Raw genomic sequence first — 22,927 nt, forward strand, 5'->3', positions numbered from 1 at the left:
TCCCTATGCCGGAAGGAGGTTGATCGGGTGGCTGTCGGTCGCCCACAGGTACTGGACCGCGTAGGCCCGCCAGGGGCGCCAGGCCGCCGCACGCGAGGTGAGCGCCGCGGGCGTGGACGGCAGGCCGAGGTCGCGGGCGGCGCGGCGGATGCCGAGGTCGGTGGGGAGGAAGGCGTCGGGGTCGCCGAGGGCCCGCATGGCGATGACGTCGGCCGTCCAGGGGCCGAAGCCGGGCAGGTCGAGGAGCTGGGCGCGGGTGCGGGGCCAGTCGCTCTCCACACCGAGGTGGAGGTCGCCGTCGGCGAGCCGGCGCACCAGGGTGGTGAAGGTGGTGCGGCGGGTGCGGGGCAGCGCCAGGGTGTCCGGGTCCAGCGCCGCGAGCGCCTCGGGGACCGGGAAGAGGTGGGTGAGGCCGCCCTCGGGGTCGTCGACCGGGTCGCCGTGCGCGGTGACCAGGCGGGCCGCGTGGGTGCGGGCGGCGGCGGTGGAGACCTGCTGGCCGAGCACGGCCCGGACGGCGAACTCCGCCTCGTCCACGGTGCGCGGGACACGCCGTCCGGGCGCCTTGTCGACCAGCGGCGCCAGGACCGGGTCCGTGCGCAGCTGGTCGTCGATGGCGACCGGGTCGGCGTCCAGGTCGAGCAGCCGCCGGCAGCGGCTGATGGCGACGGTCAGGTCGCGCAGGTCGCCGAGGGTGAGGCGGCAGGCGATGTGGTCGGGGCGCGGGGTGAGGGCGACGATCCCGTGGCCGTACGGCAGGCGCAGGGTGCGCCGGTAGGAGCCGTCGCGCCACTCCTCGACGCCGGGTACGGCCGTGGCGGCGAGGTGGCCGAAGAGGTTGTCGGGGTGGAGCGGGGCGCGGAACGGCAGCCGCAGCGAGAGCGCGCCCGGTGTGCTCGGGCCCTGCCGCTTCGGGGCGCGGGCGCGCAGCTCGCTCGGGGAGAGGGCGAAGACCTCGCGGACCGTGTCGTTGAAGGTGCGGATCGAGGCGAAGCCCGCGGCGAAGGCGATCTGCGCCATCGGCAGGGCCGTCGTCTCGACGAGCAGCCGGGCGGTCTGGGCGCGCTGGGCGCGGGCGAGCGCGAGGGGTCCCGCGCCCAGTTCGGCGAGGAGCTGGCGTTCGACCTGCCGGGTGCTGTAGCCGAGCCGGGCGGCGAGGCCGGGGACGCCCTCGCGGTCCACGACGCCGTCGGCGATCAGCCGCATGGCCCGGGCCACCAGGTCGGCCCGCTGGTTCCACTCCGGCGAGCCGGGGCTGGTGTCGGGCCGGCAGCGTTTGCAGGCCCGGAACCCGGCCTGCTGACAGGCCGCGGCGCTCGGGTGGAAGACCATGTTCTCCGGCTTGGGCGGCACCACCGGGCAGCTGGGGCGGCAGTAGATGCGGGTCGTCAGCACGGCCGTGAAGAACCAGCCGTCGAACCGCGCGTCCTTGGACTGTACGGCGCGCACGCAGCGCTCGGTGTCGGTGTGCATCCCCATCTGCATGCCCCCAGCATCGGGCACCGGGACGGGCCGGGTCTGGCGAGAATCCGACATGGACCTCGCGGCACGGCACCGCGCACCGGGACAGATGAAGATTCATTCATGTGTTCGTGACTGCCCGGTACGATGACGTCATGGGTCATGGAGCCGTCATCCCCGCGCAGGACGCCGCACAGCGCGTACGCCTGGACGCGGACAACGCCGCGAAGGTCGCCACCACGCTCCAGGCCCTGTCCACGCCCTCCCGGCTGCTGATCCTCGCGCGTCTGCGGGAGGGGCCGCTGCCGGCCACGGAGCTGGCGGCCGAGGTGGGCATGGAGCAGTCCGCCTGCTCGCACCAGCTGCGGCTGCTGCGCAACCTGGGTCTGGTGGTGGGTGAGCGCAGGGGCCGTTCGGTGGTGTACGCGCTGCACGACCACCATGTCGCCGAGCTGCTCGACCAGGCCGTGTACCACGTGGAGCACCTTCGTCTGGGGATCAGCGACGCCGCCGACTGAGGCGGCGCCGCCCTCCCCCCGCGCGCCCTACTCGGTGGCGGTCGGCCGCCGCGCGGCCCGCATCGCCTCGCTGACGCGGGCCAGTGGACGCAGCCGGTAGGTGTAGGCGTAGTCGCGGTCGGCGAACAGCTTGAACTCGTCGTGCGTGTGGGCGCCCCAGCTGTTGTCGCCGCCCACGCCCATCTGGCGGTGGTTGAGGCGCAGGACCACCGCGTCCCGGGGAGTCAGCTGGTAGTCGTGGCGGGCCCCGACCGACAGGTCCTCGGGGGTGAAGTGCGAGGCGTTGACCTCCAGCAGCGGCTCACCGCAGACCAGCAGTCCGCGCCCGCGGCCGTCGGTCAGGGCCGCCCAGCGGACGTCGGTCTTGTTGCCGTTCTCCTGGGGGCGCAGATACGGGGTCCACTGGTCGGCGACCTTCCCGGAGTACAGGCCCACGTCGGTGGCGTTGTTGCGGTCCCACATGTTCTCCTCGGGGCCGCGTCCGTAGTAGTGCAGCCGGTCCAGGCGGCGCGGCAGGAACAGCAGGGAGCCGACCTCGGGGAGGTACGGCAGGGTGGCCGCGCCCGGGTGCAGGGTGTGGTCGACCTTGATCTCGCCGTTGCCGAAGACGGTGTACGTGGTGCCGAAGGCGGACGCCGGGCCGGTGGGCAGGGTGCCGGTGACGGTGATCTCGACCGCCCGGTCGGCCAGGGGCCGGACGCGCACCTCCGCCACGGTCCGCCGGGCTCCGGCGTCGCGCCAGACCTGGTTGCGGGTGTGGTGGCCGTTGCCCCGGTCGTTGTCGGTGGGCGCCCGCCAGAAGTTCGGAACGGGGCCGGAGGTGACGAGCTGCTCGCCGTCCGCCTCGTAGGAGATCAGCGTGCCGGTCGACTTGTCGACGGTGAGCGCGAAGCCCCTGCCCTCGACCGTGACGGCCCTGTCCCCGTCGGTGTGGCGCAGGGCGGGCACGCTGCGCAGCGGGGCCGGGGTGACGGCCGGGCCGCCCGCGTCGAGGGCGAGCTGCTGCTTGGCCACCTCGAAGCCCGCCTCGGCCCAGGGGGTGCGCTCCCTGGTGGTGAAGGAGAGCTGCAGGAAGTACTCGGTGCCGGGCGCGGGCCGGGCCGGCAGCCGCACCGGGACCGTGATGTCCTTGCGGCTCAGCGGGGGGACGTCCAATTGGTCGCGGCTCAGCCGGCCCCGCTGGACGACCGTGCCGTCGGCGACCAGGGACCACCGCCCGTCGAACTCGCGCAGGTGGGTGAAGAGGTACTCGTTGACGAGCGTCAGGGCACCGGGGCCGCCCTCGGCGGGCGTGGCGTTGATCGCCTGGTAGATCTGCTTGACCTCGGCGGACTTGCCGGTGAGCGTGCGGTCGGGCAGGACGATGCCGTCGCCGGAGAACGCGCCGTCGTTGGGGTTGTCGCCCCAGTCGCCGCCGTAGGCGTAAAACGTCCTGTCGCGCGGGCGCTTCTCGGTGAGGCCGGCGGTGGCCGCGTCGAACCAGAAGCGCACGCCCTCGTCGTCGGGCTCGCGGGTGTCCGAGGCCAGTTCCGCGGCGCTCAGGGCGCGGGCGTACACCCGGGCCCGGCGGATGCTGCCGCTGAACTCCCGGGTGGGGTTGTCGACGTCGGTGGCGAGCGACAGGGACGCGGTGTTCACGCCGGGACGGCGGGTGGTGGTGCGGGTGCCGCGCACCCGGCCGTCGACGTACAGGGTGAGGGTGCCCGCGTCCGCGTCGAAGACGCCCGCGATGTGGTGCTCCCTGCCCGTCCAGTCCTCGGGCAGCGCCCAGCTCGCGGCCACCCACTGGCCGCCGCCGTGGAGGAAGAACTCCAGTGTCCGGTCGGTCTGTTTGAGGGCGTACTGGGTGTCGCCCTTGGCGACGATGGGCTGGTGGCCGCCGGTGAAGGCCGGGGTGACCCAGGCCTCCAGGGTGAGCGAGCCGGTGAGGTCCAGGCGGGGGTCGCGCGGGAAGACGGTGCCGCCGGAGACGCCCTTGGCCCGGTCGAAGGTGCCGGCAGGCGCGACGATCTCGCCGCGCAGCGAGCCCGGGCCGGACTCGGTCAGCAGCGTGCGGGCGGGGGTGGGCCAGCGCAGGGCCTGGTCGGCGAAGTCCCAGATCCAGCCGCCCTGGAGGACGTCGTGGCGGCGGACGACGTCCCAGTACTTCTTGAAGTTGCCGTTGGAGTTGCCCATGCCGTGGGAGTACTCGATCATCACGTACGGCCGGGTGTCGCTCGTGTCCTCGGCGCGCTGCTCGACCCGCTGCGGGCTGTCGTACATCTCGGAGCGGATGTCGCTGATGCCCGGGCGGTCGTCGCCCTCGTACTGGATGACGCGGCTCGGGTCGTAGGAGCGGATCCAGTCGTACATGGCGTTGAAGGTGGTGCCGCCGCCCGCCTCGTTGCCGAGGGACCAGATGACCACCGAGGGGTGGTTCTTGTCGCGGTGGACCATGTTCCGGGCCCGCGCCACGCAGGCCTCGGTCCACTCGGGGTGGCCGCTGCCGGGGTAGGTGTCGCGGATGCCGTGGGTCTCGAGGTTGGTCTCGTCGACGAGGTAGAGGCCGTACTCGTCGGCGAGTTCGAGCCACAGCGGGTTGTTGGGGTAGTGCGAGGTGCGGACGCTGTTGATGTTGAGCCGCTTGATGATCCGGATGTCCTCGACCATCTGCGCGCGGGTCAGCGCCGAGCCGGTGACGGGGTGCATCTCGTGCCGGTTGGTGCCGCGGAAGGAGACCGGCTTGCCGTTGATGCGCATCAGGCCGTCCTTGAGCGCGAACTCGCGCAGGCCCACCCGGTGCGAGAGCGTCTCGACGACCTCGCCGGACGGGTCGCGCAGGCGCAGCACGGCGGTGTAGAGGTACGGGTGCTCGGCCGACCAGAGCTTCGGTGAGGGGACGGGCCGAGACGCCTCGACGGTGGCCTCGTCGCCGTCGGGGACGTCGACGGTGCGGCTCAGGGGCCGGGACCAGACGGCGTGGCCGCGGGCGTCGTAGAGCTGGGTCTCGACGGTGTGGCGGCCCCCGCCCTCGCCGCCGTGGTCGCGCACGTGCGCGGTGACCTTCAGCTCGGCGGAGGTGTGGTCGTCACCGAGCGGGGTGTCCAGCTTGAAGTCGCGCAGGTGCACGGACGGCGTGGAGTACAGGTGGACCGAGCGGAAGATGCCGCTGAGCCGGATCATGTCCTGGTCCTCCAGCCACTCCGCGTCGGAGTAGCGGTACACCTCCACGGCGATCTGGTTGGTGCCCGGCTTGAGGTGGCGGGTGATGTCGTACTCGGCGGAGGTGTAGGAGTCCTCGTGGTAGCCGACCAGTTCGCCGTTGATCCACACGTAGTGGGCGGACTTGACGCCCTCGAAGTGCAGGAAGGTGCGCCGGCCCTGCCAGGTGCGGGGGACGGTGAAGGTGCGGCGGTACTGGCCGACCGGGTTGTACCGGGTGGGGGCGGCGGGCGGCTGGGCGTTCTCGCCGCGGCCGTTGGGGCCCCACCAGGGGTAGGTGATGTTGACGTAGATCGGGACGTCGTAGCCGTGCAGCTGCCAGGCGGAGGGCACGGGGACGGTGTCCCAGCCGGAGTCGTCGACGTCGGTGCGATGGAAGTCGGGGTCCCGGTCGTCGGGGCGGTCCGCGTAGGCGAACTTCCAGGTGCCGTCGAGGCTCAGCCGGTACGGCGAACGCTCGCGGTCACCGGCCAGGGCCTGCGTGAGGTTCGCGTACGGCGTCAGCGTGGTGTGCGGTGGTTCGGTGCCCACGCGGTACAGGGACAGCCCGTCGTTCCACTCCGGAGGGCCGTCCGCCGCCGGGCGCCGGCCGGCCGGGTCCGCGGCGGCGGGTGACGCGGACAGCGCCAGCGCGCCCAGCACGGCGGCTCCTCCCTCCAGCAGACGGCGACGGCTGACGACCGGCCGCTCGGGGTGGGCGGGCCGGTCGGCGGGAGACGGGTGGGGGTGCGGCATACCGTGGCCTTCCTCGGCTCGACAAGGTGGTGCTGCACGGACTGAGGGCACGTCAGAAGCGATCGCCAACTGCGCGCCCCCGAGGGGTGGTTCCGCTGGGGCGCGTGGCAACTGACGGTGACGGAGCAACTGCTGAGCAGGCACACCCTAGGACTCGAACACAACCGAAGCAATGACCGCGTCGGACTTTGTGCGGTCCTGATGGTTCCGCTCCCCCGCGGCCGGCGTTCGGCCCAGCAGGAAGGACCGGCTCCTCCCCCGGGTGGCAGGGAGCCGGGTGTCCTCCTCTCACCGGCGGACCGCGACGGGCAGGTCGAGCGTCGGGGACAACGGCTGGATCTCGTCGGTGCGGCGCCGGTCGGTCTGCGCGATCCGGCGGTGCCAGGCGGCCGTGCTCCCCCGACGAGCCGGAAGGGGCCGGTGCCCCAGGGCGTCGGGGCCACGGCGTCGGCCGGTGCGAGCCGCCGGCAGCCGGTGCGAGCCGCCGGCGGGCCCCGTGCAGCAGGTGGGCGAGCAGCTCCGTGAGGACGGCCGCGGGCTGGGGGTCGTCACGCACGACGCTGCTGCTTCGCTCCGCGCAACGGCGGTTTTTTGTCATTTCGGCGCGACAGTGTCGCGCCGCCGACCGTACTGTGACCCCAGCGGACGGCCTGCGAAACGGACCTCGGCGGTACCTCCTGCCGCGCCGGAAGGAGAGCGGCTCGCATGAGCGGCTATGCGACCTCGGACCCCGGCGCCGTCGCGGGCGCGCCCGGTGGGCTGCTGGACCTGCTGAAGGTCGCGGCCGTCGTCCTGGACGGGTCCGGGTACATCGCCCTGTGGAGCCCCGAGATCGAGCAGCTGCTCGGCTGGACCGCCGAGGAGGCCCTGCGGCAGCGCGCCGACACCCTTCTGGTCTCGCCCGCCGACCGGCCCCGGGGGCGGGAGCTGTTCGCGCAGGTCAGTGCGGGCAAGCGCTGGGCCGGTGTCTTCCCGCTGCGCCACCGCGACGGCACGGAACGCGCCGTGGAGTTCCGCACCATGCGGCTGCTGGACCCCGAGGGGCAGCCCCATCTGCTGGGGCTGGCCACGGACGCGACGACGGTACGGAAGGTGGAGCGGGACCTCGCCCTCTCGCACAGCCTCGTCAACCAGACGCCGCTCGGCATCGCCGTCTTCGACAACGACCTGCGCTGGGTGGGGGTCAACCCGGCGCTGGAGCAGATCAACGGCGTGCCCGAGGAGGCCCTGCTGGGGCGCCGGATCGGGGAGGTGCTGCCCGGCCTGGACGTGGCGGCCATCGAGTCCCGGATGCGGCACGTGCTGCGGACCGGCCGCCCGCTGCTGGACCAGCAGACCGTCGGCCGTACGGCCGGGGAGGCGCAGGACCGGGCGTACTCGGAGTCCTACCACCGCATCGAGGACATCGACGGGCGGGTGCTGGGCCTGGCCATGGCCGTGCTGGACGTCACGGAACGCCAGCAGGCCGCGGCCGAGGTGGCGCAGGCGCGCCAGCACCTGTCGGTGATCGCCGACGCGGGGGTGCGCATCGGCACGACCCTGGACCTGCGGCAGACCGCACGGGAGCTGGCCGGCGTGGTCGTGCCGCAGCTCGCGGACCTGGCCGCCGTGGACGTGCTGGAGTCCGTCGTCGCCCACGGCACCATCGTGCCCGTGACGGGCGGCGCGCCCGCCGAGTTCCGGGCCCTGGCCGTCGCGGCCGGCTATCCCACCGACGCCATCCACGCCGCCGACCCGGTGGGCGAGGTGGCCACCTACGGCTCGTCCCGGATCATCACGCGGTGCGTGCGCAGCGCCCGGCCGGTCCTGGTCGAGCGCGTGGATCCGAAGACGCTGCGGCGCCTGGCCCGGGACGCGCGGGCCGCCCAGGCCCTGCACGAGGCCGGCGCCCACTCCTACCTGGCACTGCCGCTCGTGGCCCGGGGCAAGGTGCTCGGCACGCTGTCGCTGTTCCGCACGGTCAACGAGCGCCCCTTCGACGCCCGGGACCAGGTGCTCGCCTCCGAACTCGCCGCCCGGGCCGCGATCTGCATCGACAACGCCCGCCTCTACGGGCGTGAGCGCGGCACCGCGCTGACGCTGCAGCGCAGTCTGCTGCCGGCCGCGCCCGCCGCGCAGGAGGGACTCGACATCGTCGCCCGCTACCGGCCGGCCCTCAGCGAGGTCGGCGGCGACTGGTACGACGTGCTGCGGCTCGGGCCGGGACGCACCGGGCTGGTCGTCGGGGACGTGATGGGCAAGGGCGTGCAGGCCGCGGCGATCATGGGGCAGCTGAGCACGGCGACCCGGGCGCTGGCCCGGCTGGACCTGCCGCCCGCCGAGTTGCTGAGGCACCTCGACGACATCGCGGGCTCGCTCGGCGACGCGATCGCCACCTGTGTGTACGCCGTGTGCGACCTGGGGCGCGGCGTGTGCGAGCTGTCCAGCGCCGGTCATCTGCCGCCCGTGCTCGCCGGCGCGGACGGCAGCGCCCGCCTCGTGGAGGTGCCCGGTGGTGTGCCGCTCGGGGTGGGCGGCGTGGAGTTCGGCACCGTGGAGGTGGAACTCGCCCCGGGCGCCCTGCTCGCGCTGTACACGGACGGGCTGGTGGAGACCCGCGGTGAGTCGCTCGACACCGGCCTCGACACGCTGACGCGCCTCCTGCGGAACCCGGCGCCGAGCCTGCAGCGGACCGGCGACCACCTGCTCGGCGCGCTGCGCCCGGAACCGGACGACGACGTGGCGCTGCTGCTGGTGCGCAGACACGTCTGACCCGTCCCCGGCACGTGCACCCTCCCCGATACGTCCCCCCGGCGGGCGGCCCCGGCGCCACCCACGGGGAGGAACGGCCTACGGCCGGACGGCGCGGCCCGCGGCCGGACGGCGCGGCCCGCGGCCGGGGGGCACGGCCACCCGCCGGGGAGCACGGCCACCCGCCGGGGAGCACGGCCACCCGCCGGGGAGCACGGCCACCCGCCGGGGAGCACGGCCACCCGCCGGGGAGCACGGCCAACGGCCGGGGAGCACGGCCAACGGCCGGAAGAGCAGCTCACCACGGGGCGCGGGCCCGACAGCCTGAAGGCGCAGCCCACGGCCGGGAGGAGTGGCCCACGGCCGGAAGGCGTGGTCGGCATACGGGAGGAGCCGGTGGTGGTCTCACCCCGGGGCGGGGTTCGGGGGGCGGCTGCCGAACGCGATCCGTGCGGTACGCGGCCAGTCGGCCACCGGCCGGCTGACCGGGACCCCCGGCCGGTGGCGCGGCACCCGCACGCGCAGCGCGCCCGGTCGGATGCGCACGGCCACCGGGACCGGCAGCACCACGTGTTCGCCGTCGATGCCCACCGGGACGGTCTCCGCGTCCGCCTCGACCACCACCTCACGCGCCGTCAGGCGCAGCAGTCCGCGGGAGCGGGGGCCGCGCGCCATCCCCGCTGCCTGTGCGGCGCTGTCTACCCGCACGCCCAGCACGCCGAGCCGCCCGGAGTCCAGGCGTTCCCGGCGGCCCGGGTGGGGCGAGTCGACGGCGCGCCGGTAGGGGTTGTTGCTGACGAGCAGCGCCTGGAGGCCCTCGGCGTGCTCGCCGTCGGCCCGCATCCGCAGCCTGGGCGCGTCGTCGCCGGTCAGCAGGCCGGGCAGGGTGCGCAAGGCGGTGTGCACCTTGTCGTCGCGGTAGGCGGGGGACGCCACGACGGCCGCGTACGTACCGAAGGAGGCGTTGTTGACGAACACGCGGCCGGCGGCGAACCCGAGGTCGACGTCCAGCTCGACCCCGTCGGTCAGGGCGTCGAGGGCCTTCGCCGGGTCCTCCCGGTCGAGCCCGAGGTCGAGGGCGAAGTGGTTGCGGGTGCCGGCCGGGATCACCAGGAAGGGCAGGCGGTGCCGGGCCGCGACCTCGGCCACCAGCGCCTGGGTGCCGTCGCCGCCGGCCACGCCCAGCAGGTCCGCGCCCTCGGCCACGGCCTGCCGCGCCAGGGCGGACACGTCCTGGTGCCCGGAACCGAGCAGCACGACCCGGGCACCCGCCGCCCGGGCCCTGGCCGCCAGGTCGAAGCGCCGCACCTTGCCCCCGCCGGAGCGGGGGTTCATGAGGATCCAGGGGTGGTGTGCCGGAACGGCGTCGTGCTCTGTCGTGGCCGTGCGGGTGCCGGGGGTGAGGGCGATCCGGGCGGCCGCGACGGCGGCACCCCACAACGCCAGGGAGACGAGCGCGGGCCCCAGCATGCCGGCGGCGGCGTACAGCGCCAGGACGGCGGCCGGCGCCGCGACCGACAGCAGGAGCCCGGCGGCCCGGGCGGGGCCGGTGCGGGCCAGGGCCCACCACACCCCCGCCGCGGCGAGCGCCACACCGGCCACGCCGAGCAGGAGCCACAGCACGCTGCGCAGACCGGCCACGACCAGCGGTACGGCCGCGCTCGCCGTCAGGGCGAGCACGGCCAGCCGGGCCCAGCCCGCCGCACCGGGGCGGACGGAGCCCGAAGTGCGCCTCACGGATTGCCCGGCGGCCGTTCGAAGGGCTCCCAGGCGTCGTCCTTGCGCACGGTGCACAGGGCCCAGATGACGATCGCCGACATCGCGATCATCACGACGGACCACACCGGGTAGTACGGCAGGGACAGGAAGTTGGCGATGATGACGAGCCCGGCGATGGCCACGCCGGCGACCCGTGCCCACGTCGCCGCCTGGAACAGCCCGACGCTGACGATGACGGCGGCCGCGCCCAGGAACAGGTGGACCCAGCCCCAGCCGGTGAGGTCGAACTCGAAGACGTAGTTGCGGGTCGAGAGGAAGACGTCGTCCTCGGCGATGGCCGCGATGCCGCGCAGGAGGTCGAGGATCCCGGCGATCATCAGCATCACCGCGCCGAAGACGGTCAGGCCGACGGCCCATTCGCGTTTGGCTCTCGACGGCGCGTGCGTGGGGTGTGTGGCGGTCATCCTGCTGCCTCGTTTCTGCTGCGTCCGGCGCGTTCAGCGACCGGAGGGGGAGGTGACGGAGGCCGTGGGGCCCGAGGCGGCGGAGCCGCTCAGCACCAGGTCCTTCGCCTTGCGGAACTCCTCGTCCGTGATGTCGCCGCGGGCGCGGATCTCGGAGAGCCGGGCGAGTTCGTCGACACTGCTCACCCCGGTGCGGGCGGTCTGGCGTACGTAGTCGTCGAAGGACTTCTGCTGCTCGCGCGCCTGGGTGATCTCCCGGCGGCCCATGTCCTTGCCGCGCGCGACGACGTAGACGAACACGCCGATGAACGGCAGGACGATGCAGAACACCAGCCAGCCGGCCTTCCCCCAGCCGCTCATCGAGTCGTCCCTGAAGATGTCGAAGACGATCCGGAACAGCAGGACGAACCACATGATCCACAGGAAGAACACCAGCATCGTCCAGAAGGCGCTCAGCAGGGGGAAGTCGTACGCCAGGTAGGTCTCGCTCATGTCACTCCTCCGTTCCGGGCGCGCGCCCGGCAGCCGCTCGTGCTGCTCCAGCGTGCTCGCCGCCGGCCGGGGCCGGCCTCACCCGGCACGGGTGAGCGCGCGGGGCGGCCCGGGCCGGCGCGGGCCGGGTCAGCGGTCTCCCGCCGGACGGTCGCGGGCGGTGCACAGGGCGCGGTACCAGCCGGCCGTGGCCACGCTCTCGCCGAGCGCGAGGCCGCACACGGCTCCCAGGAAGATCGCGATCAGCCACGACAGGAAGGTGAAGACCGGGCCGAGGACGCCGAACTCCGCCAGGCTGCGCTCCATGGCCGCGGGCAGCACCAGCGGGGCCACCCGGCTCAGCAGCACCGTCGTCGCCGCGGCCAGCGCCGCCCCCGGCAGCAGGGGACCCCACCCGACCCTGCCGCCCAGCAGCAGGTGCTGCGACCACCACCACAGCAGCGTCGCCGACAGCAGCGACAGCGTCAGCCCGGCCACCGGGCCGAGGCCGAAGCCGTCGCGCAGCGGCCCCTGCACGAGCAGGTAGGCCAGCCAGCCCAGCAGCCACAGCGGCCAGCGCCAGACGGCCGCCCGCAGCGGCGTCCTGGGCAGCCGCCAGCACCTGAGGCAGACCGCCTGCAGCGCCCGGGTGAAGGCGGTGGCCGAGACGAGAGCCACCACGACGCCGAGGGCTCCGACCGTGTCCCGGGTGGGTCCGGTGGCGGTGAAGGTGCGGCGTATCTCGTCCAGGGTGTCACCGCGCAGGCCCAGCACGGCCCGCAGGGAATCGGCCAGCAGGTCCTGCACGGCGCTCGGCGCGAACGCCGCGACCGTCATCAGCAGCGGCAACGCGGTGAGGAAGGCCTGGGCGGCCAGTCTGACGGCCCCCTCCATGATGTTGAGCGCGGACAGCCTGGGCAGCACCCGGGCCGCCGGGCCGGAGCGCAGACTCGCCGAGAGCCGCTCCGCCCTGGATCTGCGGGACGGCGGAGTCGGGGCGGGCGGGCCGTCACGGGTCACGGAGCCGGGCCGGAGCGGGGCGGGGCCGCGTCCCGGGCAGTGGCGGTGGCGGTGGCGGTGGCGGCCAGGGTCTCCAGGAGGATCAGCACGACCAGGACCAGACCCACGACGAGCGCCACCGCGCCGACCGTGGGGTGGTTCCACAGCACCAGGGTCAGCACTCCGGCGCCGATGACCAGGCCGGTGGTCCAGGAGCGGTGCCCCGCCAGGGCCCTCCCGGCCGCCCCGGTGCGCAGTCCGGCGGTGGTCACTCCCCGCCCGGCGGCAGCGGTGCCCCGGTTCGCCAGACCCCGCACGGCCCGGGCCCCGCGCCCGGGACCGTAGAGGTAGGCCGCGAGGGCGGTGATCACGGCGACCACGAGCAGGGTGCGGGTGCTGTCGCGCAGGAAGCGGACGAAGGTGTCGTAGATGACGGCGGCCGCGTCCTGGGGCAGGGCCGCGGCCGGCACCGCGTCGAGGTAGACCCGACGCACCACGGCCAGCGCGACGAGCAGCACCACCATCATCACGCCGGTGCCGACGGCCGTGATCAGCAGCATCAGCCGGTGCCGGGGCGCCGTCCACACCGCCAGGGCGGCCAGGGCGAGCGTCAGCACCGGCAGCCAGGTCCCGACGACGTCCAGCAGCCGCAGGGTGTCCTGGGCCGTGCCGAGCTTCTCGGTCTCGAACAGCGGGACCGTCCGGTCGGTGTCCGGGATGGCCGCGGCCTTGTCGAAGCCGGCCGCGACGAGACGCTCGCGCACCTGTTCGACGACCTGGCCCAGATCGAGTTCGACGGTGTCGCCGGTGGCGCGCAGGGCGCCCTCGCGCTCGCCGGTCAGCATGGTCACCACGGCGGCGTGAGCCCGCTCGTTGGCGCCCTCCCATCCCTGCCGGAAGGCGTCACTGGTGACGACCCGGCTGATGGTGGCCTCCACGGCACCGCGGACGGCGGAGCGCAGCGGCCCGGCGAGGGACTCGGAGGCGTCGACGACACCCGGTGGCGCTCCGGCGTCCGCGAGGCTCTTCGTCAGTGCCTCGGTGATCGCGTCGACGTCCACGTTGGCCACGACGCGATCGGTCCAGCGGTCGATCACGAGGTCCTGGACCGCGGGCTCCGACGCCAGCGGCGCCACGGTCCGCACGTAACGGCCGGTGTCGGAGACCTCGTCGTCGACCCAGGCGGCGACCACGGACAGCGGGGCGAGCAGCAGGGCCAGGACGAGCAGCACGCCCGCGCCCGCGTACCGCAGCCGCCGGTGGCGCACCGTCGCGGCGCCGCGCAGCCGCTCGTACTCGGCGTGCTCGGCCGCGCTCAGGACGCGGCCCGTTTCCTCGGGCTCCCGCGGGGGCGGCGGTCGGGGACCGCTGTCGGGGACCATGGACTCTCCTCGGGTCGGGACGCCGGTCGCCGCGCGCCGGGTTCACACGGACGCCGCCGGGTGGGACCCGGCTCTGCGCAGCGCGGCCCGCCAGGCGAAGGCGAGCCCCGCCTCGGCCAGCCCGAGCAGCACGAGCCACAGACCCAGCAGCCGGGTCAGCGCACGGGCCGACTCCGCGGGCAGGGCCAGGACCACGATCCCCGCGACGACGGCGAGTACGGCCGCGCCGAGGACGAGGCCGCGGTGCGGCAGGCCCCGGGCGGCCAGGGCGGTGTAGAGCGTGAGCATGCCGGACACCAGCCAGACCAGCCCGGTGATCAGGGACAGCGCGGTGATGGTCTGCAGCGGATCGCGCAGGCACAGCACCCCGCCCAGCACGTAGAGCACGGCCAGCAGCAGGCTGGGCAGCCGGTGGCCCTGTTCCTCCCGGGCGAACGTCCCGACGAACCGGAAGGCCCCGGCGGCCAGCAGGTACAGGCCGATCAGGACCGCCACCACGTGCAGGGTCGCCTCCGGCCAGACCAGGAGCAGGACACCCGGCACGAGGATCGCGACCGCCGAGGCGAGGATCCACGTCCAGGAGCGTCCGAGTGCGGCCAGGAGCTCCGCGGGGTCCGCCGGGCGAGGGGGCCCGGGGCCGTCCGTCCCGAGGTCCGCTCCGGTGCCCGGTGTCCCGCCCGGCGACGTGGTCATCCTCGCTCCTCCTGCCCCGGCGAACCGGCCCGGCGTACTCCCCCGACGAGCCCCCGGAGCAAGCGTCGCGCGCGCCGCCGGTGACCGGGTCACCCCCGGCGGGTGATCCGGGCCGCGCCACCGTGGTGATGGAGTGACAGCGCACCCCGTCCGCACACCGGCCGCCCGGGCGCCGGGCACGCGCTCCGTGTCCCGGTGCCGGGCACAGACCGAAAGACACGAGATGAAGGATCCGGCGACCGTCCGGACCGGGCCGCCCCCGTCCCGGCACGGGCAGCGGCCGCATCGGGGCCGTGCGTCGGCCACGGCGCTGGCGCGAGCCCTCCTCAGCGCGGCGGGGCTGGTCACCGTCTACTACGTGCTCCCCCTGGATGGCCGTCTGACGAGCGGTGCCTCGGTCGTGCTCGCCTGCGGGCTGCTGCTGGTCGTGGTGGTGTTCTGGTGGGAGGTGCGGGCCATCGTGGACTCGCCCTGGCCGCGGCTGAAGGCCCTGGAGGCTTTGGCCACCACGCTGGCGTTGTTCCTGCTGCTCTTCGCGGGCGCCTACTTCCTGCTGGAGCACACCACACCCGGCTCGTTCAGCGAGCCGCTGACCAAGACGGACTCCCTGTACTTCACGCTCACCACGTTCACGACCGTCGGCTACGGCGACATCGCGGCGCGTTCCCAGCCCGGACGCGTCCTGGTGATGTGCCAGATGCTGGGCGGTCTGCTGCTGGTGGGAGTGGCCGCGAAGATCCTCGCGGGCGCGGTGCAGACGGGGCTGCGCCGCCGGGACCGCGATGCGGTGGACGACTTCCCGCCCGGCCGGAGGAACCAGCGATGACCATGCCCGGCACCACCCCCGCCTTCCTGTCCCCGGCCGAGCGGGCCGCCGAGGGCCGCGCCGCGCGGCGCCGCTCGCCGCGCGCGTCGCACGGCCGGTTCGACCGGGAACCCGGACGGTTCGACCCGGTGGAGGTGGTGGAGCGCCAGTCCGCCACGCGCGTACCGGAGTTGGTGCCGGTCCGCTACGGCCGCATGCTCGAATCGCCCTTCCGTTTCTACCGCGGCGCCGCGGCGATCATGGCCGCGGACCTCGGGTCCGCCGCCGACACCGGGCTGCGGGTGCAGTTGTGCGGCGACGCCCATCTGCTGAACTTCCGGCTGCTGGCCACGCCGGAGCGCCATCTGGCCTTCGACATCAACGACTTCGACGAGACCCTGGCCGGCCCCTTCGAGTGGGACGTCAAGCGCCTCGCGGCCAGCTTCGCCATCGCGGCCCGGGCCAACGGCTTCGGGACCGGGGAGCAGGACGGCGCGGTACGGGCGTGCGTGGAGGCCTACCGGCGGCGGATGCGGGACTTCGCCGGCATGCGCACCCTGGACATCTGGTACGCGCAGGACGACGCCGACCGCCTGCGGGAGCTGATGGCCGCCTCGATGACCAAGCGGGCCAGGCGCCGCACGGACGAGGCGACGGCGAAGGCCCGGACCCGTACGCATCTGCAGGCCTTCGCACGACTCACCGTCGCCACCCCGGAGGGCCGGCGGGTCGCGGCGGATCCGCCCCTGATCACTCCGCTGCGGGACCTGACCACCGGTTCCGCGGCGCAGGAACGGGAACTGCGCACGGTCCTGGAGGGGTACGCCCGCACCCTGTCGTCGGAACGGCGGCACCTGCTGCGCCGCTTCCGGCTGGTGGACATCGCCCGCAAGGTGGTGGGCGTCGGCAGCGTCGGCACCCGCTGCTGGATCGTGCTGCTGCTCGGCCGCGACGACGACGATCCGCTGCTGCTCCAGGCCAAGGAGGCCCAGGAGTCGGTGCTCGCCGCCCACACCGAGGGCGTGCGCTACGACAACGAGGGCCGTCGTGTCGTGGCGGGGCAGCGGCTGATCCAGACGACCAGCGACATCCTGCTGGGCTGGACGCACGCCGTGGGCCTCGACGGCCGGGAGCGGGACTTCTACGTACGGCAGTTGCGCGACTGGAAGGGCATCGCCCGGCCGGAGAGCATGGACCCCGGCATGCTCCGGCTGTTCGCGCGGCTGTGCGGGGCGAGTCTGGCCCGGGCCCACGCCCGCTCCGGCGACCCGATCGCCATCGCCGGCTATCTGGGCGGCGGCGACCGCTTCGACCGCGCGCTCACCCTGTTCGCCCAGGCCTACGCCGACCGCAACCAGCGGGACTTCGAAGCCCTCGGCGCCGCCGCCCGCTCCGGCAGGATCCCCACCGCCGCCCTGTGACCGCCCGTCCGGCCGCTCACTCCGGCAGCTGGCGCATCTCCACGACCCTGAGCCCCAGCGACTGGAAGCGGCTCAGCAGCCCGTACAGGTGGGCCTCGTCGACGACGGGCCCGAACAGCACGGTCTGCCCGGCCATCCTGACGTGGTCCAGCTCCGGGAAGACCTTGGCCAGGGTCTCCGACATGTGCCCGTCGACGCGGATCTCGTAGCGCATGTGCTGCTCTCCCCCGGGCGGTGTGGGGTGTGCGGTGCGCCCTCTCCTGCGATCGTCCGCCTGCGGGACCGGGGTGCCCTCACCCGGGGCAGGTGAACCGGGAGCCGGTGGCCGCGTCACTTCTTCAGGACGATCTTCAGCGCGATGATCAGCAGCCCCAGCAGCAGGTTGACCGCCGCGGACAGGACCAGCTGCCGCCGGGAGGCCCCGGCGCGCACCGCCGCGGCCAGTGACCAGCCCACCTGTCCGGCCACGGCCACCGCGAGCGCCAGCCACAGGGTGCCGGGCACGTCCAGGCCCAGCAGGGGGCTGACGGCCACGGCGACGGCGGGCGGCACGGCGGCCTTCAGGATGGGCCACTCGTCGCGGCACACGTGCAGCAGGACGCTGCGGTCCACGCGCTGCTGCGCCAGGCGGGCCCCGAACAGCTGGGCGTGCACGTGCGCCATCCAGAACACCGCCCCGGTCAGCACGAGCAGCAGCACCAGTTCCAGGCGGGGCAGCTCGCCCAGGTGACCGGCGCCGAGCACCACGGAGGCGGCCAGCATGGAGCCGTAGACGCCGCCGGTGTAGTCGGCGTGGGCGCGGCGTTCGGCGCTGCGGGCCCGGCGCTCGCCGTGACGGGCACGGTGGGTGGTGGCACGGGTGGTGGTCATCGGGGTCCTCCCCCGGTCCTGGTGCTCCGGTCCCCGGCCGGGGCCGGAGACCTCGTGTCCGGTCCGGGCGGCCGTCTGCCGGGGGCGGCCGGCAGGTGCGAGGTCGCCAGGAACCCGACCAGGGTGACGCCGCCGGTGGCGAGGACGGCCGCCTTCAGCCCGTCGAGCTGGGCCGAGGCGTAGGAGTCGGTGAGGGCCTCCACCTCGGCCGGCGGGAGCCCGGTCCGTTCGGCCGCCGAGCGGACCTGGCCGGTGGAGACGAAGCTGACGTCGCCTTCCAGGGCGATGCCGGTCTGCCTGCGCGCCTCGTCCGACAGGCGGGGGTCGTTCTCGACCTGGGTCGTGAAGGCGTGCACCAGGGCGCCGATGAGCAGCGACCCGATGAGGGCGGTGCCCAGGGCGGAGCCCAGGTTCTGCGCCGTGAACTGGAGTCCGCCCGCCTCACTGCGCTCCTTCTCCCCCACGGCGGACTGGACGACGTTGCCCAGCTGCGAGGCCAGCAGCCCCATGCCCACCCCGAGCAGGGCCATGGCGCCGGCGAACTGGGCGTCGTCGATGGCGGTGTCGATCGTGGCGAGCAGCCACACGATCGCGCCCGCGAGGGTGAGCAGCGCCAGCCGCACCACCCGCCGCGGTCCCGCCAGCCGGCCTAGCCGCGCGGCGGCCAGCGACGTCAGGAGCATGGTGACGGACACCGGCAGCAGGCGCAGCCCGGTCTCGAAGGCGTCGAAGCCCTGCACCACCTGCAGGTACAGCGGGATGGCGAAGAACAGGCCGAGCAGGATGAGGTTCTGGCTCACGAGCATCGTCAGGCCGGACCGCAGGGCGGGCCGGTGCAGCAGCGACAGGTCCACCAGGGCGTCCCCGCCGTGCCCGGCCCGCCACCGCTCCCAGCGCGCGAACCCGCCCAGGACGAGTGCCCCGGCGCCGATGACGAAGAGGGTCGGTGCGAAGCCCAGCACCGTGAAGGGCGGGTTGCGCGGCTGCACCCAGCCCCAGGCGCTGCTCTGGAGCACTCCCAGCACGCCCAGGCCCAGTCCGCCGGCCGACAGCGCGGCGCCCACGCCGTCCAGCCGCGGACGCGGATCGGCCGGGGGCGTGCGGGGGATCCACCGGTACAGGCACAGCATGGCCAGCACGACCACGACCTCCCCGGCGAAGACCAGCCGCCAGGTGAGGTACGTCGTCATCCACCCACCCAGCAGCGGGCCGACGGCGATGCCCGCGCCGGCGAGGCCGCCGATCACGCCGTAGGCGACGGCACGGTCCCGGCCGCGGTAGGACTCGGCGACCAGCGCCGCCATGGAGGGCAGGACCAGCGCGGCACCGAGCCCCTCGATGACGGACCAGCCCACGGCCAGCACCCACAGGGTGGGGGCCACGGCGGTCAGGGCCGATCCGGTGCCGTAGACCGCGAGCCCCAGCAGGAACACGCGTCGGCGGCCCAGGATGTCGCCGCAGCGGCCGCCGGTCATCATGAAGGCCGCCATGACCAGGGCGTACAGGGTGATGACCGCCTGGATGGCGGTGACCTCGGTGTCGAAGTCCTCGACCAGCCGGCTGATGGACACGTTCATGACGGAGGTGTCCAGCACCATCAGGAACTGGGCGGTACCGAGGACGAGCAGGGCGCGCCAGTGGGTCACGCAGTCCATCACAGCGGTGGCGCCGGGTTTTGTGCCTCACCCCTCGCGGGGGAACCGGGCCGGGGTCACAGGAGCCCCTTGTCGCGGGCGCGGCGGACCGCCTCGGCCCGCCGGCTCACCCCGAGCTTGCGGTAGATGCTCTTCAGGTGGGTCTTCACGGTGTTCACCGACACGTGCAGGTCGGCGGCGATCTCCTCGGTGGAGAGCATGTCGGCCAGGCGGTGCAGCACGTCCCGCTCCCGCGCGCTCAGGTCCTCCACGACCAGGTCCGGTGCCGGCGCGGATGCGGCGGCCCCCACGGCCCGGTACCGGACCCGGCCGGTGACGAGCCAGCCGTCGGCCAGGTCCCGCAGCCGGCCGGTGCGCAGCAGCGGGCGGAGCCAGGGTCCGGCCTCCAGGAACGGCCGGCGCAGCCGCTCGCGCCGGCCGTCCAGGAGCGCGCGGGCCACGAGCCGGCCGGCGGCGGTGTGGTCGCCGGTCCGGTGGGCGGCCTGGGCGCGGACCAGGGTGGCGCGGACCGTCACCGCCGGACCGCAGCGGGCGTCCTCGGGCAGGCCGTCGAGCAGGGCGAGCGCCTCGTCGGTCCGGCCCGCGGCGAGCCGGACGCGGGCCGCCTCGACCGCGCACGCGGTCCGGTGGTGCGCCACCCGCTCCACGTCCTTGCGGGCGAGGTCCGGCTGTCCCTGGGCGAGGTGGGCGGCCGAGGCGAGCAGCGCGCTCTGTTCCTGCGCCCAGGGCGAGCCGACGTCGGCGGTGACCGGTTCGTCGGCGGCGGCGAGCGCGGCCCGGGTGTCCCCGCGGGCCAGGAGCAGCCGGCCCCGGACCACGGCCCGGCCCGCCCGCGCCACCGGGTCCTCGACGGCCGGGCGGGTCGCGGTCTCCTCGTCGAGGAGCACCTGCGCCTCGTCCAGTTCGTCGCGTTCGACGTGGACGGCGGCCAGCACCAGGGGGCCGAGGCCCGCCCCGGCGCGCTGCGGCAGGCTGTGGCGCTCGGCCTGGCCGGCCGCGGCCAGGGCCTTGTGCTCCGCGCGGCCGGGCCAGCCGTTGAGGTAGTCGATCAGCGCCAGATGGCCGAGGGCCTCCCACCGGGGCAGGGCCATCACCGCTCCGCCGGGCTGCCCGGCGACCTCCGACAGGGCGGTGCGGGCGTCGTCGAAGCGTCCGGCCCACAGGCGGGCGGAGCCGAGGTGGGTGAGGAGCAGGGCGGTGAGTTCCGGGTGGGCGTCGAGGAGCCGCCCGGGGATCCGCTGCCGCAGGAGCCGGGCCTGCTCGGCGGCGTGCTCGGCCCGGGCGGGGGAGCCGGTCAGCCGGGCGGCGAGCGTGTCGAGCAGGGCGAAGCCGAGCTGGGCCGGGGCCGGTTCGCCGCCGCCCCGGGCCAGTTCCTCCCCGGCGTGGCGCAGATGGTCCAGGCCGTGGGCGAGATCGCACCGGCCCAGGTCGCGGGCGGCGCGGACCAGGTCGGGCGCGGGGCCCGTCACCTCGGGGCTCATCCGTGCGAACAGGGCGGACAGGTCCTCCGAGCGCAGGCCGGTGAAGAGCCGGCCGAGCGCGAGGTCGTCGACGACGGCCCGGGCGGTGAACTCCCAGTCGTCGGCCGCGGCGCCCTGGACGAGCGCGTCCCGCAGCGCTCCCGATTCCCGCAGCCAGCGGGCGGCCCGGCCACGCAGCTCCGGCTCCAGGCCGGGTCGGCGTTCGCGCAGGTGGGCGCGGAGGATCTCGGCGAACAGGGGGTGCAGGCCGTACCAGGAGTGCCCGAGGTAGTGGACGAAGGCGTTCTCGCGGTGCAGCGAGGCGAGCACGGGTTCCGCGTCGGTGCGCCGCGTCACCGCGTTGACCAGGTCGGGGCAGAACCGGTCGAGGACGCTGATGCGCAGCAGCAGGTCCTGGGTGCCGGGTGTCTGCCGGTCGAGCACCTCGGCGAGCAGGAAGTCGGCCACCGTGCTGTGGTTCGCCTCGAACTGCTTCGCGTAGGTGCCGGGGTCGGTGTCCCGCTGGGCGGCCAGGGCCCAGAGGCGGAGCCCGGCGGCCCACCCCTGGGTGCGCTCCACCAGGGCCCGCACGGCACCGGTGGGCAGGTCGAGGCCGTGGCGGGACAGCAGTGCGGCGGCCTCGTCGGTGGTGAAGGCCAGTTCGGCGTCCCGGATCTCCGTCATCTCGCCGGACGCGCGGTAGCGGTGCAGCGGCAGCAGCGGTTCGGTGCGGGTGACCAGCAGCAGGCGCAGGCCGTGTCCGGCGTGGTGCAGCACGAACTGCAGCTGCCGCGCGATCTCGGGCGAGGTCACCCGGTCGAACTCGTCCAGGACGACGACGGTGGGATGCTCGCGCCGCTCCAGGTCGGCGGCGAGGCAGGTCAGGGTCCTCGGATCCACGCGGCCGGCCTCGGCGGGGGAGCCGACCTCGGCCGCCACCGGGATGCCGGCGGCCCGCAGCGCCTCCAGCAGGTAGGCCCAGAAGACCCCGGGGGCCTGGTCTGCGGTGTCGGCGGTGAGCCAGGCGACGGGCTCGCGCAGGTCGGCGGCCCAGTCCGCGACCAGGAGGGTCTTGCCCGCGCCGGCCGACCCGTTGACCATGGTCAGGGGCGTGTGGAGCGCCTGGTCGAGGTGCCGGACCAGGCGCGGGCGGCGCAGGAAGGTGGCGGGCCGCTGCGGCAGCGCGAACCGGGTGCGCAGCAGGGGGTCCCCCGTGGGGTCGACGTCCGCCGGTGCCGGCTCCGCGTCGGTCTCGTCGGTCTCGGCCATGGGGCCCCCAGTGCGTGCCGCCCGCCGGGTCAGGAGCGGTCGTTCGTCCCGCTCAGCATCTCTCCGTTCACTCCCCCGCGCACCCCCGGGTCGTGATCGTGCCCGTCCCGATCACCCGTGGCGGGCGATGCGGTGCCGGTGGCGTCCGGGGTTGGCTGAGGTGCCCGCACACCGTCCAGGGAGCCGCGGGGCACGCCCGGCGGCTCGGAACCGGAGTACCGACCATGTGCCGCTGGCTCGCCTACTCGGGCACTCCCGTGCTGCTCGACGACGTCCTGTACCGGCCGCAGCACTCGCTGATCGACCAGAGTCTGCACGCGCGGATGGGGGTGGAGACCACCAACGGGGACGGTTTCGGCGTCGGCTGGTACGCATGGCACCTGCGCGCCCCCGCCGTCATCCGCGACATCGGGCCGGCGTGGAGCAACCGCAACCTGCGGGAGATCGCCGACCACGTCCGCTCGCCGCTGTTCTTCGCCCATGTGCGCGCGTCCACCGGGACCGCCGTGCAGCAGACCAACTGCCATCCGTTCCGCCACGAGCGCTGGATGTGGATGCACAACGGGGCGATCACCGGGTTCTCCGCGATGCGCCGGGATCTGATGCTGGCCGTCGACCCGGAGCTGTTCCCGTCGCTGGAGGGCACCACCGACTCGGAGCTGATGTTCCACGTGGCGCTCACCTTCGGCCTCGACGGCGATCCGCCGGGCGCGGTGGCGCGGATGGCGGGTCTCGTCGAGCGTCTGGGGCACGAGCACGGAGTGGCCGAACCCCTGCAGATGACCATCGCGGTGACCGACGGCGAGCGGCTGTGGTTCTTCCGCTACTCCAGCGGCGGGGACTCACGGTCGCTGTACTTCAGCAGCCGGGTGGAGGACGTGCGCGCCCTCCACCCCGACCTCGCGTTCCTCAAGCACATCTCCGACGACACCCGCCTGGTGGTGTCGGAGCCGCTGGGCGATCTGCCGGGTGTGTGGAACGCCGTACCGGAGAGCAGCTACGGCGTCGTCCAGCCCGGCCGGGACCTGTTGCAGCACTTCGAGCCGCAGCCCGTGTGAGTCCGGTGGGGGTGCC

Annotated in this window: 17 protein-coding genes; 5 read left to right on the plus strand and 12 right to left on the minus strand. The window is 74.5% G+C overall.

Translation table 11 applies throughout. From position 1 onward, the window contains the following. Positions 1–3: 3 nt before the first annotated feature. Positions 4–1,485 carry an AlkA N-terminal domain-containing protein gene (locus tag ACPXCS_RS35090; RefSeq protein ID WP_425951566.1) on the minus strand — a complete coding sequence of 494 codons (1,482 nt, stop codon included), beginning with the start codon at positions 1,483–1,485 and terminating at the stop codon, positions 4–6. Between the two features lie 131 nt (positions 1,486–1,616). On the opposite strand from ACPXCS_RS35090, the gene ACPXCS_RS35095 reads away from it, so the two are divergent. After that, a complete protein-coding gene (locus ACPXCS_RS35095) occupies positions 1,617–1,979 on the plus strand; it encodes an ArsR/SmtB family transcription factor (protein WP_425951567.1) in 363 nt (120 codons plus the stop codon). A gap of 27 nt (positions 1,980–2,006) precedes the next feature. On the opposite strand, the gene ACPXCS_RS35100 is transcribed toward ACPXCS_RS35095, so the two are convergent. Then, positions 2,007–5,915, minus strand: a complete 3,909-nt coding sequence (locus tag ACPXCS_RS35100) for a glycoside hydrolase family 2 TIM barrel-domain containing protein (protein ID WP_425951568.1) — start codon at positions 5,913–5,915, stop codon at positions 2,007–2,009. 705 nt (positions 5,916–6,620) lie between these two features. On the opposite strand from ACPXCS_RS35100, the gene ACPXCS_RS35105 reads away from it, so the two are divergent. Beyond that, entirely contained in the window at positions 6,621–8,666 is a 2,046-nt protein-coding gene (locus tag ACPXCS_RS35105; RefSeq protein ID WP_425951569.1) for a SpoIIE family protein phosphatase, read from the plus strand. A 384-nt stretch (positions 8,667–9,050) separates the two neighbouring features. On the opposite strand, the gene ACPXCS_RS35110 is transcribed toward ACPXCS_RS35105, so the two are convergent. The 6 genes from ACPXCS_RS35110 to ACPXCS_RS35135 all read right to left on the minus strand — a co-directional run bounded on the left by ACPXCS_RS35110 (position 9,051) and on the right by ACPXCS_RS35135 (position 14,373). Next, entirely contained in the window at positions 9,051–10,382 is a 1,332-nt protein-coding gene (locus ACPXCS_RS35110; RefSeq protein WP_425951570.1) for a diacylglycerol/lipid kinase family protein, read from the minus strand. Next, the gene (locus ACPXCS_RS35115; RefSeq protein WP_425951571.1) at positions 10,379–10,828 is read right to left on the minus strand and encodes a DUF7144 family membrane protein; all 450 of its coding nucleotides are present in this window, start codon (positions 10,826–10,828) and stop codon (positions 10,379–10,381) included. Before ACPXCS_RS35115 ends, ACPXCS_RS35110 begins: the two co-directional genes overlap by 4 nt. A gap of 33 nt (positions 10,829–10,861) precedes the next feature. Then, positions 10,862–11,320, minus strand: coding sequence for an SHOCT domain-containing protein (locus ACPXCS_RS35120; RefSeq protein ID WP_425951572.1), 459 nt, complete (start codon positions 11,318–11,320; stop codon positions 10,862–10,864). A gap of 129 nt (positions 11,321–11,449) precedes the next feature. After that, positions 11,450–12,319 (minus strand): ribonuclease BN, encoded by an 870-nt coding sequence (locus ACPXCS_RS35125; RefSeq protein WP_425951573.1) that lies wholly within the window; start codon positions 12,317–12,319, stop codon positions 11,450–11,452. Continuing rightward, positions 12,316–13,680 carry a hypothetical protein gene (locus ACPXCS_RS35130; protein WP_425951574.1) on the minus strand — a complete coding sequence of 455 codons (1,365 nt, stop codon included), beginning with the start codon at positions 13,678–13,680 and terminating at the stop codon, positions 12,316–12,318. The genes ACPXCS_RS35125 and ACPXCS_RS35130 overlap by 4 nt, the downstream gene beginning before the upstream one ends. Before the next feature lie 42 nt (positions 13,681–13,722). Continuing rightward, positions 13,723–14,373: an HdeD family acid-resistance protein gene (locus ACPXCS_RS35135; RefSeq protein WP_425951575.1), complete on the minus strand. Its 651-nt coding sequence runs from the start codon at positions 14,371–14,373 to the stop codon at positions 13,723–13,725. A 223-nt stretch (positions 14,374–14,596) separates the two neighbouring features. Here ACPXCS_RS35135 and ACPXCS_RS35140 point away from each other — a divergent pair, with 223 nt between their 5' ends. After that, on the plus strand, positions 14,597–15,199 hold the full coding sequence (locus ACPXCS_RS35140; RefSeq protein WP_425951576.1) for an ion channel: 603 nt from the start codon (positions 14,597–14,599) through the stop codon (positions 15,197–15,199). Beyond that, on the plus strand, positions 15,196–16,599 hold the full coding sequence (locus ACPXCS_RS35145; protein WP_425951577.1) for a DUF2252 domain-containing protein: 1,404 nt from the start codon (positions 15,196–15,198) through the stop codon (positions 16,597–16,599). Before ACPXCS_RS35140 ends, ACPXCS_RS35145 begins: the two co-directional genes overlap by 4 nt. 16 nt (positions 16,600–16,615) lie before the next feature. Here the strand turns inward: ACPXCS_RS35145 and ACPXCS_RS35150 are convergent, their stop codons facing one another. From ACPXCS_RS35150 to ACPXCS_RS35165, 4 genes are all read right to left on the minus strand, one after another. After that, on the minus strand, positions 16,616–16,813 hold the full coding sequence (locus tag ACPXCS_RS35150) for a hypothetical protein (RefSeq protein ID WP_425951578.1): 198 nt from the start codon (positions 16,811–16,813) through the stop codon (positions 16,616–16,618). A gap of 116 nt (positions 16,814–16,929) precedes the next feature. Further along, the gene (locus tag ACPXCS_RS35155) at positions 16,930–17,469 is read right to left on the minus strand and encodes a hypothetical protein (protein ID WP_425951579.1); all 540 of its coding nucleotides are present in this window, start codon (positions 17,467–17,469) and stop codon (positions 16,930–16,932) included. Next, complete coding sequence (locus tag ACPXCS_RS35160) at positions 17,466–19,124, minus strand: MFS transporter (RefSeq protein ID WP_425951580.1); 1,659 nt, start codon at positions 19,122–19,124, stop codon at positions 17,466–17,468. The genes ACPXCS_RS35155 and ACPXCS_RS35160 overlap by 4 nt, the downstream gene beginning before the upstream one ends. Positions 19,125–19,180: 56 nt before the next feature. Next, the gene (locus tag ACPXCS_RS35165) at positions 19,181–21,853 is read right to left on the minus strand and encodes a LuxR C-terminal-related transcriptional regulator (protein ID WP_425951581.1); all 2,673 of its coding nucleotides are present in this window, start codon (positions 21,851–21,853) and stop codon (positions 19,181–19,183) included. A gap of 224 nt (positions 21,854–22,077) precedes the next feature. Here ACPXCS_RS35165 and ACPXCS_RS35170 point away from each other — a divergent pair, with 224 nt between their 5' ends. After that, the gene (locus ACPXCS_RS35170) at positions 22,078–22,911 is read left to right on the plus strand and encodes a class II glutamine amidotransferase (RefSeq protein ID WP_425951582.1); all 834 of its coding nucleotides are present in this window, start codon (positions 22,078–22,080) and stop codon (positions 22,909–22,911) included. The last annotated feature ends 16 nt before the right edge of the window (positions 22,912–22,927 follow it).

The organism is Streptomyces sp. DT190 (assembly GCF_049846985.1).
GTDB lineage: Bacteria > Actinomycetota > Actinomycetes > Streptomycetales > Streptomycetaceae > Streptomyces.